General features: G+C 65.3%; 14 protein-coding genes. 7 read left to right on the top strand and 7 right to left on the bottom strand.

The genetic code is table 11. From position 1 onward, the window contains the following. Positions 1-34 precede the first annotated feature (34 nt). Positions 35-3,502 carry a methionine synthase gene (gene metH, locus K678_RS12070; RefSeq protein WP_021132739.1) on the top strand — a complete coding sequence of 1,156 codons (3,468 nt, stop codon included), beginning with the start codon at positions 35-37 and terminating at the stop codon, positions 3,500-3,502. 219 nt (positions 3,503-3,721) lie between these two features. Beyond that, positions 3,722-4,630, top strand: coding sequence for a SphA family protein (locus K678_RS12065; RefSeq protein WP_021132738.1), 909 nt, complete (start codon positions 3,722-3,724; stop codon positions 4,628-4,630). A gap of 351 nt (positions 4,631-4,981) precedes the next feature. Here K678_RS12065 and K678_RS12060 read toward each other — a convergent pair whose 3' ends face one another. Beyond that, positions 4,982-5,749 carry an NAD kinase gene (locus tag K678_RS12060; protein ID WP_021132737.1) on the bottom strand — a complete coding sequence of 256 codons (768 nt, stop codon included), beginning with the start codon at positions 5,747-5,749 and terminating at the stop codon, positions 4,982-4,984. Between the two features lie 81 nt (positions 5,750-5,830). Here K678_RS12060 and budA point away from each other — a divergent pair, with 81 nt between their 5' ends. Genes budA through K678_RS12045 form a run of 3 tightly spaced genes read left to right on the top strand, consistent with a single transcriptional unit; the run spans position 5,831 to position 7,973 of the window. Then, positions 5,831-6,595: an acetolactate decarboxylase gene (gene budA, locus K678_RS12055; RefSeq protein WP_021132736.1), complete on the top strand. Its 765-nt coding sequence runs from the start codon at positions 5,831-5,833 to the stop codon at positions 6,593-6,595. Then, a complete protein-coding gene (locus K678_RS12050; RefSeq protein WP_021132735.1) occupies positions 6,592-7,290 on the top strand; it encodes a cyclic nucleotide-binding domain-containing protein in 699 nt (232 codons plus the stop codon). The genes budA and K678_RS12050 overlap by 4 nt, the downstream gene beginning before the upstream one ends. Then, on the top strand, positions 7,287-7,973 hold the full coding sequence (locus tag K678_RS12045; RefSeq protein ID WP_021132734.1) for a Crp/Fnr family transcriptional regulator: 687 nt from the start codon (positions 7,287-7,289) through the stop codon (positions 7,971-7,973). The genes K678_RS12050 and K678_RS12045 overlap by 4 nt, the downstream gene beginning before the upstream one ends. A gap of 12 nt (positions 7,974-7,985) precedes the next feature. Here K678_RS12045 and K678_RS12040 read toward each other — a convergent pair whose 3' ends face one another. Then, positions 7,986-8,348 carry a hypothetical protein gene (locus tag K678_RS12040; protein WP_021132733.1) on the bottom strand — a complete coding sequence of 121 codons (363 nt, stop codon included), beginning with the start codon at positions 8,346-8,348 and terminating at the stop codon, positions 7,986-7,988. A 187-nt stretch (positions 8,349-8,535) separates the two neighbouring features. Here K678_RS12040 and purU point away from each other — a divergent pair, with 187 nt between their 5' ends. Continuing rightward, complete coding sequence (gene purU, locus K678_RS12035; RefSeq protein ID WP_039853002.1) at positions 8,536-9,396, top strand: formyltetrahydrofolate deformylase; 861 nt, start codon at positions 8,536-8,538, stop codon at positions 9,394-9,396. A 53-nt stretch (positions 9,397-9,449) separates the two neighbouring features. On the opposite strand, the gene K678_RS19060 is transcribed toward purU, so the two are convergent. From K678_RS19060 to lsrF, 3 genes are all read right to left on the bottom strand, one after another. Beyond that, a complete protein-coding gene (locus tag K678_RS19060) occupies positions 9,450-10,649 on the bottom strand; it encodes a hypothetical protein (protein ID WP_196802576.1) in 1,200 nt (399 codons plus the stop codon). 76 nt (positions 10,650-10,725) lie between these two features. Further along, positions 10,726-11,940 (bottom strand): argininosuccinate synthase, encoded by a 1,215-nt coding sequence (locus tag K678_RS12025; protein WP_021132730.1) that lies wholly within the window; start codon positions 11,938-11,940, stop codon positions 10,726-10,728. A 161-nt stretch (positions 11,941-12,101) separates the two neighbouring features. After that, on the bottom strand, positions 12,102-12,986 hold the full coding sequence (lsrF, locus tag K678_RS12020) for a 3-hydroxy-5-phosphonooxypentane-2,4-dione thiolase (RefSeq protein ID WP_021132729.1): 885 nt from the start codon (positions 12,984-12,986) through the stop codon (positions 12,102-12,104). 136 nt (positions 12,987-13,122) lie between these two features. Between lsrF and K678_RS12015 the strand changes: the two genes are divergently transcribed. Then, positions 13,123-13,764 carry a phosphoribosylanthranilate isomerase gene (locus K678_RS12015; RefSeq protein ID WP_021132728.1) on the top strand — a complete coding sequence of 214 codons (642 nt, stop codon included), beginning with the start codon at positions 13,123-13,125 and terminating at the stop codon, positions 13,762-13,764. Between the two features lie 329 nt (positions 13,765-14,093). Here K678_RS12015 and K678_RS12010 read toward each other — a convergent pair whose 3' ends face one another. Then, positions 14,094-14,681 carry a Smr/MutS family protein gene (locus K678_RS12010; protein WP_021132727.1) on the bottom strand — a complete coding sequence of 196 codons (588 nt, stop codon included), beginning with the start codon at positions 14,679-14,681 and terminating at the stop codon, positions 14,094-14,096. 25 nt (positions 14,682-14,706) lie between these two features. Beyond that, a complete protein-coding gene (locus K678_RS12005) occupies positions 14,707-15,465 on the bottom strand; it encodes a hypothetical protein (RefSeq protein ID WP_021132726.1) in 759 nt (252 codons plus the stop codon). Between the last annotated feature and the right edge of the window lie 207 nt (positions 15,466-15,672).

Below are 15,672 nucleotides of genomic sequence, written 5' to 3'. Positions count from 1 at the left end.
ACTCGCCGGTCCAATCCAGAGGAATCTTCCGTCGATGAGCACCATTCTCGACCATCTGTCCCAGTCCGTTCTTCTGTGCGACGGCGGCACCGGCGCCCTGGTCCAGGCGATGAACCTCTCGGTGGACAAGGACTTCCTGGGGCTGGAGAACTGCACCGAAATTCTGGTCGAGTCCCGCCCCGACGTCATTCGCGGCATTCACGCCCGTTATTTCGCCGCCGGGGCCGACATGGTCGAGGCCGACACCTTCGGCGCCAGCCCGATCACCCTGGCCGAATTCGGCATCGCCGACCGCGCCTTCGATCTTAACAAGCGGGCGATTGAACTGGCCCACGAAGCGGCCGAGCAATTCGCCGACGGGCGGCGGCGCTATGTTCTGGGGGCGATCGGACCGGGAACCAAGCTGCCGTCGCTGGGCCATATCGACTATGACACGCTGGAAGCGGCCTATCTGATCCAGGCCCGCGGTATGATCGCGGGCGGGGTCGATGCCTTTCTGGTCGAGACCTGCCAGGACCCGTTACAGATCAAGGCGGCGGTCAATGGCTGCAAACTGGCCCTGGCCGAAACCGGGGGAACCGCCCCGATCTTCGTCCAGGTGACGGTCGAGACCACCGGAACCTTGCTGGTCGGTGCCGATATCGCCGCCGCCGCGACGGTGGTCCAGTCGCTGGGCGTGCCGCTGATCGGGATGAACTGCGCCGCCGGACCGCAGGAAATGGCCGAGCATTTCAAATGGCTGGTCGATAACTGGCCCGGCTTCCTGTCGATCCAGCCCAATGCCGGGCTGCCCGAACTGATCGACGGCCACACTCATTATCCGCTGCGGCCCGACGAACTGGCGGTGTGGCACGAACGCTTCGTCGGAATGGGCGCCAATCTGATCGGCGGCTGTTGCGGCACCACCCCCGACCATATCGGGGCAACCGATGCGATGCTGCGCCGGATCGGCGCGGGCAACCGCCCGGCCCCGGTCAAGCGGCTGGTCCATTGGGTTCCGTCGGTCGCCTCGCTGTATACCCAGGTTCCGCTGCGCCAGGAAAACGCCTTCCTGTCGATTGGCGAACGCTGCAACGCCAACGGCTCGAAGAAGTTCCGCGACCTTCAGGATGCCGAGGATTGGGACGGCATCACCGCCACCGCCCGCGAGCAGGTCAAGGAAGGCAGCCACACGCTGGACGTCTGCACCGCCTTTGTCGGCCGCGACGAAGTCCGCGACATGACCGAAGTGGTGTCACGCCTGCGCGGGGCGGTCACCACCCCGCTGGTGATCGATTCGACCGAACTGCCGGTGCTGGAAGCCGGGCTGAAGCTGTATGGCGGCAAGGCGATCCTGAACTCGATCAATTTCGAGAACGGCGAAGAAGATGCGGTGGCGCGAGTGAAGCTGGCTCGCAAGTTCGGGTCCGCTGTCGTCGCGCTGACCATCGACGAAGCCGGAATGGCCAAGGATTGCGAATCCAAGTTGCGAATTGCCCGGCGGCTGTACGATTTCGCAGTCAACCGGCACGGCCTGCCCGCCTCGGACCTGTTGTTCGATCCGCTGACCTTCACGATCTGCACCGGGGTCATCGACGACCGCAAGCTGGCGATCGAGACGCTGGACGCCATCGAGCGGATCGCGACCGAGATGCCGGAATGCGGCATCATCCTCGGCCTGTCGAACGTCTCGTTCGGGCTGAAACCGGCGGCGCGTCAGGTGCTGAACTCGGTCTTTATCGATCTGGCGATTCGGCGCGGCATGACCGGGGCGATCGTCCATGTCTCGAAGATTCTGCCGCTGCACACCCTGCCCGCCGACGAGGTCAAGGCCGCCGAGGATCTGATCCTCGACCGCGACCCCGAAGCGTTGTCACGCTTCATCGCCTTGTTCGGCGATCGCACCGTTGCCGAGGTGAAAAAGGAACGCGCCGCGACACCCGAAGAGCGGTTGAAGCAGCGGATCATCGACGGCGACCGCACCGGGCTCGACGACGATCTGCTGGCCGCGCTCGACGCGGGCTGGCAGCCGCTCGACATCATCAACCAGCTTCTGCTCGACGGAATGAAGGTGGTGGGCGAATTGTTCGGCTCGGGCAAGATGCAGCTTCCCTTCGTTCTGCAATCAGCCGAAACGATGAAGGCCGCCGTCGCCTTCCTCGAACCCCGGATGGAAAAAGCCGACGGCCAGCAAAAGGCGACGATCGTGCTGGCCACCGTCAAGGGCGACGTCCACGACATCGGCAAGAACCTCGTCGATATCATCCTGACCAACAATGGCTATCGCGTCGTCAATCTGGGGATCAAGCAGCCGGTCGCCGAGATCATCAAGGCCGCCCGCGAGCACAAGGCCGACGCCGTCGGCATGTCCGGCCTGCTGGTCAAATCGACCGTGATCATGCGCGAGAATCTGGAAGAGATGAGCCGCGAGGGGCTGGAGGTCCCGGTGCTGCTGGGGGGCGCGGCGCTGACCCGCAAATATGTCGAGGAAGCGTGCCACGAAGCCTATGACAGCGGCCGGGTCGCCTATGCCCGCGATGCCTTCGACGGGCTGAACCTGATGGCGAAGGTGGTCGATAACAGCTTTGACGCTCACGTCAAGGCGCGGCTCGACGCCCCCCACCGCCCCGGCCCGGCCCAGCCGAAACCGGGCGAGATGCTGCCCGCGACCCGCCCGGTCGATTGGGACGCGATCACCCTGCGCCAGACCGAGTTGCACCGCGACATCGCACCTCCGACCCCGCCATTCTGGGGGGCGCGGCTGATCGAGTCGGTGCCGCTGCCCAATCTGGTTCCGTTCCTCAACGAAACGACGCTGTATCAGTTCCATTGGGGCTATCGCAAACAGGGCCGCACCATCGATGAATTCCGCGCCTGGGCGCACAAGGACGTGCGGCCGATCGCGCTGGCGATGCTGAAGCGCTGCGCCGACGAGAAGATTTTGCAGCCCCAGGCGGTCTACGGCTATTGGAAGGCGGCCAGCGACGGCGACACCGTCGTGCTGTTCGCCGAGGACGGCGTCACCGAGGTCGCCCGCTTCCCCTTCCCCCGTCAGGCCAAGGAAGGCGGGCTGTCGATCGCCGATTTCTTCCGCCCGATCACCGACCCGGTCCGCGACGTGATCGGGCTTCAAGCGGTGACGGTGGGGCGCAACGCCAGCGACACGGCGCGGCGCTGGTTCGACGCCGACAAGTATCAGGACTACCTCTATCTGCACGGCCTGTCGGTCGAGATCGCCGAGGCGCTGGCCGAATATGTCCACAAGCGGATTCGGGCCGAGTTGGGCTTTGCCGCCGAAGACGCCGCCGAGACCGATCAGTTGCTGCGGCAGGGCTATCGCGGCTCGCGCTTCTCGTTCGGCTATCCGGCCTGCCCCCACCTTGAGGATCAGGCCTCGATCCTGTCGCTGCTGGGGGCCGAGCGGATCGGACTCACCCTCTCCGACGAATTCCAGTTGGAACCCGAGCAATCGACCTCGGCGATCGTCAGCCTGCACCCCCAGGCCAAATATTTCGTGCTGTAACCGGGAGACCCGGCGCTCTGTTGCCCAAATGTGACAGCCGGATTGATTAGGGAGAAATACCTATCTTCGTCATGGATTTCCGCATTACCGCCCCGTACAAACCTGAGTGATCGGTGCGGGCTCCGCTGCTTCGTGGGGACGAAGGGAGCCCGGACCGGAACCATGGTTGATCCCCGGGGGGGACGGCTCGATTCCGGGCCGTTGCAAGGGAGTTCAAGGATGAAGACGAAGGCATGTGCGGCGCTGCTGGCGATGGGGGTCGCCGTGGCGGCGGGATCGGCGAGCGCGACCGAATTGTGGGACCCGCATCTGCGCGGGGTTGAGAGTGGATTGGCCGCTGGCGCGTTGCCGCCCGAAGGCGTCTATTTCATGCTCAACAATTACTTCGCCACCTTCAAGCAATACACGCCGGGGTCCACCAAAAGCGGGATGAAGCTCGACGCGATCGTCGAGGTGCCGATCCTGCTGTGGAACACCGGAATCAAGGTGCTGGGGGCTGATTACGGCGTCGCCATCGCCCAGCCGTTCGACCATACCGAGATCGCGATCGAGGGCAATGGCGCGATCGAAGGCAACGGCCATTGGGGCCGCTTCAACACCTATCTGGTTCCGGTGATCCTGTCCTGGGCCCTGCCCTACGATCTTCATGTCAAAGGCAGCTTCGGCGTCTGGCTCGACAATGCCAGTTCCTCGCCCGGCGACGAACCGGCGCGGGGCGGCGTCGGCGCGGGCAACGGCTTCACCACCTTCGAACCCGGCCTGGGGATCAGCTGGCTGCATGACGGCTGGAACGTCAGCGCCCAGATCTATTACGACACCAGCACCCGCAACGACAAAACCGGCTATCAGTCGGGCGATCAGATCGCGGTCGATTACACCTTTACCAAGACGATCGACCAATGGACATTCGGCATGGGCGCGTTCCAGCTTAATCAGTTGGAAAAAGACACCGCGCGGGGCGGAATCAAGCGGTCGGGCTCGGTCTCGCAATCCTATGGCCTGGGCCCGATCCTCGGCTACGATTTCGGCCCGGTCAGCCTTCAGGCGACCTACAACCATTATCTGCTGACCCGCAACGATGTCGGCGACAACGTGCTGAACATCCGCCTTGTCGCACCGCTGTATTAAGCGTGTCAGATTTTTACTGTATCGCTTTTTGAGGCCGTCACCCCCGGGCTTGACCCGGGGGTCGATGAGGCTGGATGGAAAATCAATGGATAGGGCGGCACCAAACCGATGGCCGGGTAACCCCCGGGCTTGACCCGGGGGCCGGCCATGACGGGGATGGAGACGTCTTTTTCAGCTCTCTCCGATATCGCCCTTTCAGACCGTCACCACCGGGCTTGACCCGGGGGTCGATGAGGCTGGACGGAAAATCAATGGATAGGGCGGCACCAAACCGATGGCCGGGTAACCCCCGGGCTTGACCCGGGGGCCGACCATGACGAATGAGGTATTTTCCCTTCACCCGAACAAATTCTACGGCATGAATTGTTCGGCCAGGATGCGTTCCTCGAGATTGTGCTCGGGATCGAACAGCAATTCGAGATCGGTATCGGGGTCTTGGCGCACCTCGACCTCGACGACGTCGCGGACCTCGGTATAGTCGGCTACGGCACTGACCGGGCGCTTGTCGGCCTCCAGAATCTCGAACAGCACGCGGGCCGATTGGGGCAGCAACGCGCCGCGCCACCGCCGGGGCCGAAAGGCCGAGATCGGGGTCAGCGCGTTGATCCCCGCCCCCAGCGGCAGAATCGGGCCGTGCGCCGACAAATTATAGGCGGTGCTGCCGGCCGGAGTCGAAATCAGCACCCCGTCGCAGACCAATTCATCGAGCCGGACCTTGCCATCGACGCGAATCCGCAGCTTGGCGGCCTGACGGGTCTGGCGCAGTAGCGACACCTCGTTCATCGCCAACGCCTCGGACAGCCCGCCATCGGCGGTGCGGGCGCGCATCTTCAGCGGATTGAGCACCACCGGCTGGGCGCGGTCGAGCCGCTGTTGCAGGTTGGCTTCGTTATAGCTGTTCATCAGAAAGCCGACGCTGCCGCGGTTCATCCCATAGATCGGCACTCGCCGGACACGAAAACGGTGCAGCGTTTCCAGCATGAAGCCGTCACCGCCCAAAGCCACGATCACTTCGGCCTCATCGGGCGACACGTGGGGGTACAAACGGCACAAGCGGGCCAGTGCCGCCGTTGCGGCCTCGGACTCGGCAGCGACAAAAGCAATCGAGGAAAAGCTCATCTGCGGTTTCTGGCTCCTGCTCTATAGACAGTATAAGCTTCGCACGGTGGATATCGCCACCTTTGGGAGGGACATTGGATCATGAAGCGTTTTCTGGCCGCCATCTTTGCCGTCTGCATGACATATACCGGTGCCGCCGCTGCGGCCGATCTGTATCAGGTCTCGCTGTTGACCGCGCTGATGCAGGGCGTCAATGACGGCGAAGTCACCATCGGCGAGCTGTCGCGCCACGGCACGCTGGGGCTCGGCACCGTCAACGGCCTCGACGGCGAGATGGTGGCGATCGATGGCCGCTTCTTCCGCGTCGGCACCGACGGGCGGGCGGTAGCGCTGCCGCCCGAGGCGGCAACCCCGTTCGCGATGGTCACCCCCTTCACCCCGACAATCAGCGCCGAGGTTCCGGCCGGCCTCGATCTCCCCGCGCTGGAAGCGTGGCTGGACCGGCTGCTGCCGCCCGCCAACCATCCCCAGGCAATCCGGCTCGACGGCACCTTCTCGGCCCTGACCCTGCGTTCGGTGCCGCGCCAGACCCCGCCTTATCCCCCGCTGACCGAGGCGCTGAAGGGGCAGGTCACCTTCGTTCACCAGGACGCCACCGGAACGCTGATCGGCTTTCGCCTCCCCGGCTACGTCAAGGGGATGAACGCGCCGGGCTTTCATTTCCACTTCATCGATGCCAGCCGCAGCCAGGGCGGCCATGTGCTGAAGCTGGTCACCGGCTCGGGCCGGGCCGCGATCTCGCAGCTTGACCGGATCGTGGTGACCCTGCCCGGCGATGCCGCCTTTGCCGGAGCCGCCCTCGGGGCCGAGGGACGCGGCGGGGCCAACGCAGTCGAGGGACAATGATCCCACCGCTGCGGACCGAACTTCTGCGGCGGGTGCAACTGGTGCCGCTGTTCGCCGAGTTGGACCGGACCGATCTGGCCGGTCTGCTCGACGGCGCGGCGTCGCTGCGGCTGCCCCACCGCCACACCCTGTTCCGCCCCGGTCAGGCCGCCGACACCCTGTATGTCGTGCTTGACGGCCATGTCGAACTGTCGCGTCAGACCGGGGGGCGTCGCTCGGTGGTCGAAGTCGCCGGTCCCGACGCCCTGCTGGGCGACGAAGCGGTGTTCGGCGACGGCCAGCACGGTACCGGGGCGCGAGTCCTGGCCGGTGCCACCGTGCTGGCAATCCCGGCGGCCCCCTTCCGGGCCCGGCTGGCGGACCGGCCCGATCTGATGCGCCAGTTGCTGGCGACGATGTCGCTGCGGCTGCGGGGGATGCTGCGCCAGATCGCCGATCTGAAATTGAAGACCACCGCGCAGAGGCTGGGCGGATTTCTGCTGACCCTGACCGCCGACGATGACGGTCCGGCCCGGCTGCGGCTGCCCTATGACAAGCGCTTGGTCGCCGAGCAATTGGGGATGCAGCCGGAAAGCCTGTCGCGCGCCCTGACCCGGCTGGGCGCGGTGGGAGTCACCGCCGCCGAGGACGGATGCCTGGAGGTCGGCGATCTGGTCCGGCTGCGCGCCTTTTGCGCCGAAGAGGACGAAGCATGAGCCTTGGCCCCGACGACCTCGCCGAGAGCGCCCGCGCCCCCCTGCTGACCGGACTGGGGCCGGACGATCTTGCCTTGCTGCTGAGTGACGCCCGCGCCGTGTCCTATCCCGAGGCCGCGCCGCTGTTCACCCAGGGCGACCCCGCCGACCGCTTCTTTATCGTGCTGGCGGGGCGAGCGACGCTGTTCCTTCTCACCGAAACCGGCGAGAAATCGGTGATCGAATTGTTCGACCCGACCTGCTCGTTCGCCGAGGCGGCGATCCTGTCATCGGGACGGTTTCCGCTGCATTGCGAGGTATCGGCCGGATCGCGGCTGGTTCACATTCCGGCGGCGTCGTTCCTGCGCCGTCTGGAAGAACGCCCGGTGCTGGGCCTGACCCTGCTGTCCGGTCTGGCCCGCTGGCGCGGACGGCTGGCCGACGAGATCGCCGGACTGAAAAGCCGCTCGCCCGCGCAACGGCTGGCGGCGTTTCTGTTGGGATTGGCTCCGGCGGGCGAAGCGGACGGACGGGTCCGGCTGCCGCTCAGCAAGACCGTGCTGGCCAGCCGGATCGGGATCGCCCCGGAAAGCCTGTCGCGGGCGCTAGCACGGCTCCGCGCCCACGGGGTCGAAGCCCGCGGACGCGAAGTGATCCTTGCCGATATCGCCGCCCTGCGCCGGTTTTCCGGCGGGGAAGGCTAGACCGTCGCCGGTTTACTTCTCGGCGACGTCGTCTTCTTCGTCGCCCAGCGCATCGGCGGGCAGGACGGTAACGCCCGAGCCATCCTCTTCCTCGATCAGGACGATATCGCCTTCGATGCGATCGTCACCTTCGGCGAGATGGTTGAAATAGTGCCAGATGTACGAGACGGCGATCGTCTGATCGATCTCGTCTTCCTCGTCCATTTCGTCTTCGTCCATCGCCGAAATATCGCGAAGGATTTCCAACGAATCGTCGAACATCTCGCTCAGATCGGGATTGTCCTCAAGCACGTTCTTGATGATGTAGTCGTGTTCCGACTCTTCAAGCTCGTACTTCCATTGGGCTTCGCCCGATTTGTAATAGACAGTAATCATCGGGCTGTATCCTCACCAAAGTCCGGGGCCGAAGCACGGCCGGACCCACACGGACGTCGGTGCCGACCATGTCGGACCTTGGGCGATTTGCGAAAAAAACGCAAGGGGCCGATTGCCGTCTTGGCGTGCTTCTCCGGGTCGGATAAGACCTTCCTCGGATCGCTAAGGATGTGTGGAGGATTCGATCATGGCCGAGAAAAAAGCCTGGGTGCTGACCATAACCTGCCCGGACACGGTGGGCATCGTCTCCACCGTCGCAGGCTTCCTCAGCCAGTACGATTGCTTCATCACCGAAGCGTCGCAATATGGCGACCCGCTGTCACGCCGGTTCTTCCTGCGCGTTGTGTTCCAGACCGGGGCGATGACCCCGCACATCCCGGAACTCCGGAAGCTGTTCACCCTGGTCGCCTCGCGCTTCCAGATGATCTGGCAGCTTCACGACGCCAGCCGCAAGGCCAAGGTGGTGATCCTGGTGTCGAAGTTCGGTCACTGCCTCCACGACCTGTTGCACCGCTATCACGCCGGGTCGTTGCCGATCCAGATTCCGGCGGTGATCTCGAACCACCCCGACATGCAAAGCATCGTCGAGTGGCACGGCATCCCCTACCATTACTTCCCCTCGGACAAGGACGGTAAGGCCGCCCAGGAAGCCAAGGTGCTCCAGGTGATCGACGAGGCCGGGGCCGATCTGGTGGTGCTGGCCCGCTATATGCAGATTCTGTCCACCGACATGTGCGTGCGGCTGCAAGGCAAGGCGATCAACATCCACCATTCCTTCCTGCCCAGCTTCAAGGGGGCGAAGCCCTATCACCAGGCCCACGCCCGCGGCGTCAAGATCATCGGCGCCACCGCCCACTATGTCACCGCCGACCTCGACGAAGGCCCGATCATCGAACAAGGCGTCGAACGGGTCGATCACACCCATACCCCGGAAGAGCTGGTGGCGATGGGTCGCGATATCGAAAGCGTGGTGCTGGCCCGCGCCGTACGCTGGCATACCGAACACCGCGTGCTGCTGAACGGCTCGCGGACGGTGGTGTTCCGCTAAAAGAAGCAACAGCATGGCCTGGGGGATCGCCCCCAGGCCATGCCATACGCCGATCAGGGCTTCGCGTCCGGAGCCGGGGCCGGAGCTTGAGTCGCGGCCGGAGCTGCGACCGGAGCCGAAGTGGGAGCCGGGGCAGCAGCCACCGGAGCCGGAGCGACAGCCGGAGCCGCGACCGGGGTCGGAACCACCACCGGAATAACCGCCGGAGCGGGAACCAGCGGAGCCAGCACCCGCGTCACCGCATCACCGGCCAGACGATGGCCCTGGGCCGACCAATGGCCATCATGGGGGAACAGCACGTTGGCCTCGCCCGCCGCCGCCAGCGCGTCGAACGGATCGGCCACCGCGATTCCCTGAGCGGTCAGCCGCTCAACCGCGCCCTGCCGCAACGCCCGATATTGCGCATCGCCAGAGCGCACTTCATCGCGCGCAGGAATCACCAGCACCACGAACGGCACGTCGGCGGGAATCGCCGCCCGGATCTGACCGATTTTGCCCAGGCTGGAGTCCAGACTGGCAGCCACCCGAGCCTCGTCGACGGGCTGGGACGAAGCGGCGGGAGTGGCCACGACCGGCGCCTTGTTCGAACCGTCGAAGCGACCGACCATCTGCGAAATCAGGGTATAGAGCGCCGACTTTTTCGCGACAGTCTCGCGGGCATCATGCAGCCGGGTCGCCAGCGTCCGCGGCGCAGGCTCGGACGGGGCGGCGGCGTGATCGTAATCGCGCAGATCGGTCTCGACCGACAGGCCCAGCACCACGGCGCGGGGACGAACGCTGGCGGGCAGCCGGGTCAACAGCGCCTGCTCGCCAGCCAAATCCGCCGACGGGCTGGCCAAATCGTAAAACGGCAGGTTCAGCGAGCGCGCCGCGACCGCACCGAACGATTCCTCGATCTCGACGCCCCAGCCAAAGGCAAAGGATTCGCCCAAGGCCCACAGGCGGCCATCGGCGGCTTCGGCCGGTTCGTCGGCGCGCCATCCGGCGGCGTTGATCCGAACATGGGAGCGGAAATCGCCATTGGGCTGGGCGACCCAGCCGTCAAAGCCCGGCCGTCCGATCGCCACCGGACCAACACCGGCGATCTCCGCCTTGTCCTGAACCCGGTCGGCGTTGAATTCCTTCCATCGGGGGAACGCGATCCGCGCCGCGCCTTCGGCGACCAGCCCCGCCACCGCCAGCAGGACAACACCCGCCGCTAGACTGCCCACCACCCGGCTTCCGCCGGACTGGCCCCGATTTCTCCGTCTCATCCCGTCGCCCCCCCTGCCCTCAAACCAAGTCCGGCCGGAACGAGCCACCCCCGCTCCGGCCGGGAACAGTCCTTTATTACCCGCGCGCCATCTTGGCCAAACGCATCCGGAGCGCGTTCAACTTGATGAAGCCCTGGGCATCGCGCTGGTCATAGACGCTGTCTTCCTCGAAGGTGACATAATCCATGCGATAGAGCGATTTCGGCGATTTGCGACCGACGACGCTGACCGAGCCCTTGTAGAGCTTGAGGCGGACGGTGCCACAGACGTTCTCGGACACCTTGTCGATCATCGTCTGGATCGCGACCCGCTCGGGGGCGAACCAGAAGCCGTTATAGATCAGCTCGGCATAGCGCGGCATCAGATCGTCCTTCAGATGCGCTTCGCCGCGATCCAGCGTCAGGCTTTCGATGCCGCGATGAGCGACGATCAGGATCGAGCCGCCGGGGGTCTCGTAGACGCCGCGCGACTTCATGCCGACGAAGCGGTTTTCGACCAGATCGAGACGGCCGATGCCATTGGCACCGCCCAGCGCATTCAGCCGGGTCAGCAACGCGGCGGGAGACAGACGCTCGCCGTCGATGGCGACGGCGTCGCCCTTCTCGAACTCGATCTCGACATAGGTCGGCTTGTCCGGGGCCTGTTCCGGGCTGACCGAGCGGGTGAACATGTCGTCGAACGGCTCGACCCACGGATCTTCCAGCGCCTTCCCCTCATAGGAGATGTGGAGCAGGTTGGCGTCGGTCGAATAGGGGGCTTCGCCGCGCTTGTCCTTCGCGATCGGAATCTGGTGCTTTTCGGCGAAGTCGAGCAGACGGGTGCGGCTGGTCAGATCCCACAGACGCCACGGCGCGATCACCTTGATGTCGGGCTTCAGGGCGTAATAGCCCAGTTCGAAGCGAACCTGATCGTTGCCCTTGCCGGTGGCGCCATGGGCGACGGCATCGGCGCCGACCTGATTGGCGATCTCGATCTGGCGCTTGGAAATCAGCGGCCGGGCGATCGAGGTGCCGAGCAGATAGACCCCTTCATACAGCGCGTTGGCGCGGAACATCGGGAAGACGAAGTCGCGGACGAATTCTTCGCGCAGATCGTCGATGAAGATGTTCTCGGGCTTGATGCCCATCAACAGAGCCTTCTGGCGGGCGGGCTCCAGTTCTTCGCCCTGGCCGAGATCGGCGGTGAAGGTCACCACCTCGCAGCCATACTGATCCTGCAACCAGCGCAGAATGATCGAGGTGTCGAGGCCGCCGGAATAGGCCAGCACCACCTTCTTGACTTCGCCCTTCATGGCAACGCCTCTCCGTGATGGGGGGGATGAAACGGGCCGCAGTATAAAGGGATTTTTCCCGCTGTCACGAAGCGCGGGACGGCAAAGGGCGATTTGCCCGGCCATGAAAAAACCCTCTCCCACCGGGTGGGAGAGGGTTGGACGGAGGACTCCCCCGTTTCCTAGGCCTTGGCGGCGTCGGCCTTGATGCTGCGGTACAGGTCGAACGCCTGGGCCGGGGGCATGTTCTGGTGGATCACGGCGTTGATCGCCGCCATCATTCCCTGCGGGCAATCCGACTGGAAGATGTTGCGGCCCATATCGACACCGGCCGCGCCCTGCTGGACGGCGTTATAGGCCATCGTCAGCGCGTCGAGTTCGGGCAGCTTCTTGCCGCCGGCCATCACGATCGGCACCGGGCAGCACGAGGTGATCGTCTCGAACCCTTCGGCGACGTAGTAGGTCTTGACGTACTGCGCGCCCAGTTCGGCGATCATGCGGCAGGCAAGGCGGAAGTACTTGGCATCGCGCACCATGTCCTTACCGACGGCGGTGACGCCCATCACCGGAATACCGACACGCAGACCGGCATCGACCAGCCGGGTCATGTTGTGGATCGAGCGGGTCTCGTTCTCGCCACCGACAAAGACCTGGACGCCGACGCCCGCCGCGTTGAGGCGCACCGCGTCATCCATGTCCATCGCGATCTGCTCGTCCGACAGCTCCTTCAGGATGCTGGGGCCGCCGCTGGCGCGCAGCACCATCGGCTTGTGCGAGGCGGCGGGCACCATCGAGCGCAGCACGCCACGGGTACAGAACAAAGCGTCGCAATCGGGCAACAGCGGCAGGATGTTGAGGTCGATCCGCTCCAGCCCGGTGGTCGGTCCCTGGAAATAGCCGTGATCGATCGCCAGCATCACCGTCCGGCCGGATTCCGGGTTGAAGACGCGGGCAAGGCGGTTCTTCATCCCCCAATCGTACTGGCTGGCACCCTTGACGAAATAGTCGGGGGCGATCTGGGGCTTATCGGCTTGGAATCTGGTGCCTTCGATATCGGCTTCCGCCATGACTCTGATCTCGATCTCAAGGGGTTGACACTCGGCCCGGCTTCCCGTTGGATCGGCGGGCAATTCGGCGCAAGAATGCACATTTCGGGGGCTTTGGACAAGGCTGCCCGCGTCAAGAAATCGAAAGGAACGGCTCGTGGCGGTCGAGGTCAAGATCTGCGGAATTACCGACGAAGACGCGATGGAGGCGGCGATCGAAGCGGGCGCCGATCATGTCGGGCTGGTGTTCTATCCGAACAGCCCGCGCGCGGTGACGCCCGAGCGGGCGACCGAGTTGCTGTCATATCTCGAACGCCCGATCTCGCGGATCGGCCTGCTGGTCGATCCCGACGATGCCCTGCTCGATGCCGTCATCGGCGGCGTCCGGCTCGACCTGTTGCAGCTTCACGGCAACGAAAGCCCCGAGCGGGTCGAGGCGATCCGTCTTGAATATGGCGTGCCGGTGATGAAGATGATCCCGATCGCCGGTCCCGACGATCTTGCCGCCGCCGATGCCTATCTCGGCGTCGCCGACCGGCTGCTGTTCGACGCCCGCCCGCCCAAGGGGTCGAACCTGCCCGGCGGTAACGCCGTCAGCTTCGATTGGTCGGTGCTGACCGGGCGGCGCTGGCCGCTGCCATGGTTCCTGGCTGGCGGTCTGACCCCCACCAATGTCGCCGAGGCGATCCGCATTTCCGGGACCAAGGCGGTCGATGTCTCGTCCGGGGTCGAAACCGCGCCGGGGGTGAAATCGCCCGATCTGATCCGCGCCTTCATCGCGGCTGCGCGCGGGGCCTGATACCAAATCCCCGTGAGTGGACCTCATGGGGATTTGGTTAGGCCCAAGGGGCCGCGCGGCTTATGCCGCGGAAGGCAAGGGTTTCTTCGATCCCCGCCCGCCGCTTGAGGGCGCCGGTGATCGGTTCCGATCACCGAGGCATAGTATGACCGGGTATAAAAAAGTTCCGCTTTCGCGGCCGGGCCACGGCCCGGACCCGTTCGGAGGCCAGCCTCCGAACCTCCAGTTTCTCTTTATTTCAATGACTTAAAAAAGAACAAGGTCCGGGAAGCCGTGCTTCCCGGTTGGGGGTGCGGGGGCAAACGCCCCCGAAGGGGGGCCACACTCTGCTAGCGGGTGTCGCGGCGGCGACGGACCAGGACGTACAGAGCCCCCTCGCCGCCGTGATGCTGACGGGCATGGCTGAAGCCGATCACCCGCTCACGGAGCGGGCTTTGGTTCAGCCAGCGCGGCACCTGACGGCGCAGCACACCATCGCCGCCCTGCCCTTTTCCGGTCACCACCAGCACAAGGCGGCGGCCCGCGGCCCAGGCCCGGTCGATGAAACTGTGCAGTTCGGCATGGGCGCGGTCCTGAATATGACCGTGCAGATCGAGCACCGCCTCGATCGCCAGTTCGCCCCGCTTCATCCGCTCGGCGGTGCGGCGGTCCAGTCCAGGGGCGTGGCCGTGATCAAGCGCGGGCAGACCGCCGGACGGACGGCGCGGCGGCGGCGGCGGGTTCGAGGGTCGGGCCGGAGCGGTTCCGGGCGGCGGCGGGGCCGAGGCCACCGGGGTCGGCACGGGCGCGGCGGTGGCGGGATCGGGACGAGCCCGCCCCGGCAAGGGACGAACGTCGCCCACCACGTTCTGCCACAGATGAACCTCGTCGGTCGTCACCGGCCGACGGCGGGGTTGACGCGGTTCGAACAGTTTCACGGCACGACCCGGCGTTCGATCGCCATCACGGCACCACCTCGTCGCGCGGCGGCTTGTCTTCGTCCAGGATCGAGTCCCAGCGCGCCCCGGGCTGCGGCGTCTCGTACCCGGCCGGTTCGGTCGGCTCGATTGAATCGGCGGGCGGTGGTGGCGGCGGCGCGGCGCGTGGCGGTGCCATCTCGATCACCGGAGCGGGTTGAACCGGCGGTGGCGGAGGCGGTGGCGGCGGAGCCACAGTCTCGGGTTCGGGGCTGGGTGGGGCAGAAACCGGAGCCGACACCGGCACCGGGACCAGCGGAATCCGGTCCGGGGCGGGAACCGCCTCGCCGAAATGACGACGGATGAATTTGCGCCAATCGCCCTTGGGGGCGACGCACGGCGGCTCGCCAGTGCCGGGCACCACCAGGGCGATCCCACCCAGCCGCCACAGGGCCTGAAGATGGGCAACGTCCTGACACAGATAGGCGACCGTGCGGGTCCGCAGCCGCCAGGCAACGTAATAGCGATTGCCGAGCAGATAGACTGTCACGAACAAGGTCATCGCGATGATGCCGACGACGATACCGCCCGCCAGCAGAATCACCAGCGCCAGAGTCATCAGCCCGGTCAGCGGCAACAGATGGTCCCAGTGGCAATGCACCGGCGACCCATCGAAATCGATCATGCGGGGATCGGTATAAAGCTGGATGCGGCCGCTGGTCAGACCGCCGCGCAACTTTTCGTGCAGGCCGTCATCCTCGCGCCCTTTGCGGCCGCTCCAGTCCCCGTCGCTCTGTCGGTTCATGCTGTATTACCCCCGCCGCCTGCGACCGAGGATGGCCAAGGCGGGCGACAAAGGCAAGGGGCGGCATGTGCCGCCCCTCAGATTGCTGACAAAGCCCTCGCCTTTGGCGGGGGCTTTTGATTCAATGGGGAATGCTGAGGAAACCGATGCCCCAACAGACGGAACTGGAGATGGTGACGATCGCGTCGCTTGTTCCGTCGGACCACC

The sequence above is a fragment of the Magnetospirillum fulvum MGU-K5 genome (assembly GCF_000442515.1).
GTDB lineage: Bacteria > Pseudomonadota > Alphaproteobacteria > Rhodospirillales > Magnetospirillaceae > Phaeospirillum > Phaeospirillum fulvum_B.
The sequence above is the reverse complement of the archived record's forward strand: the minus strand, read 5'-3'. Positions and strand labels throughout refer to the sequence as shown.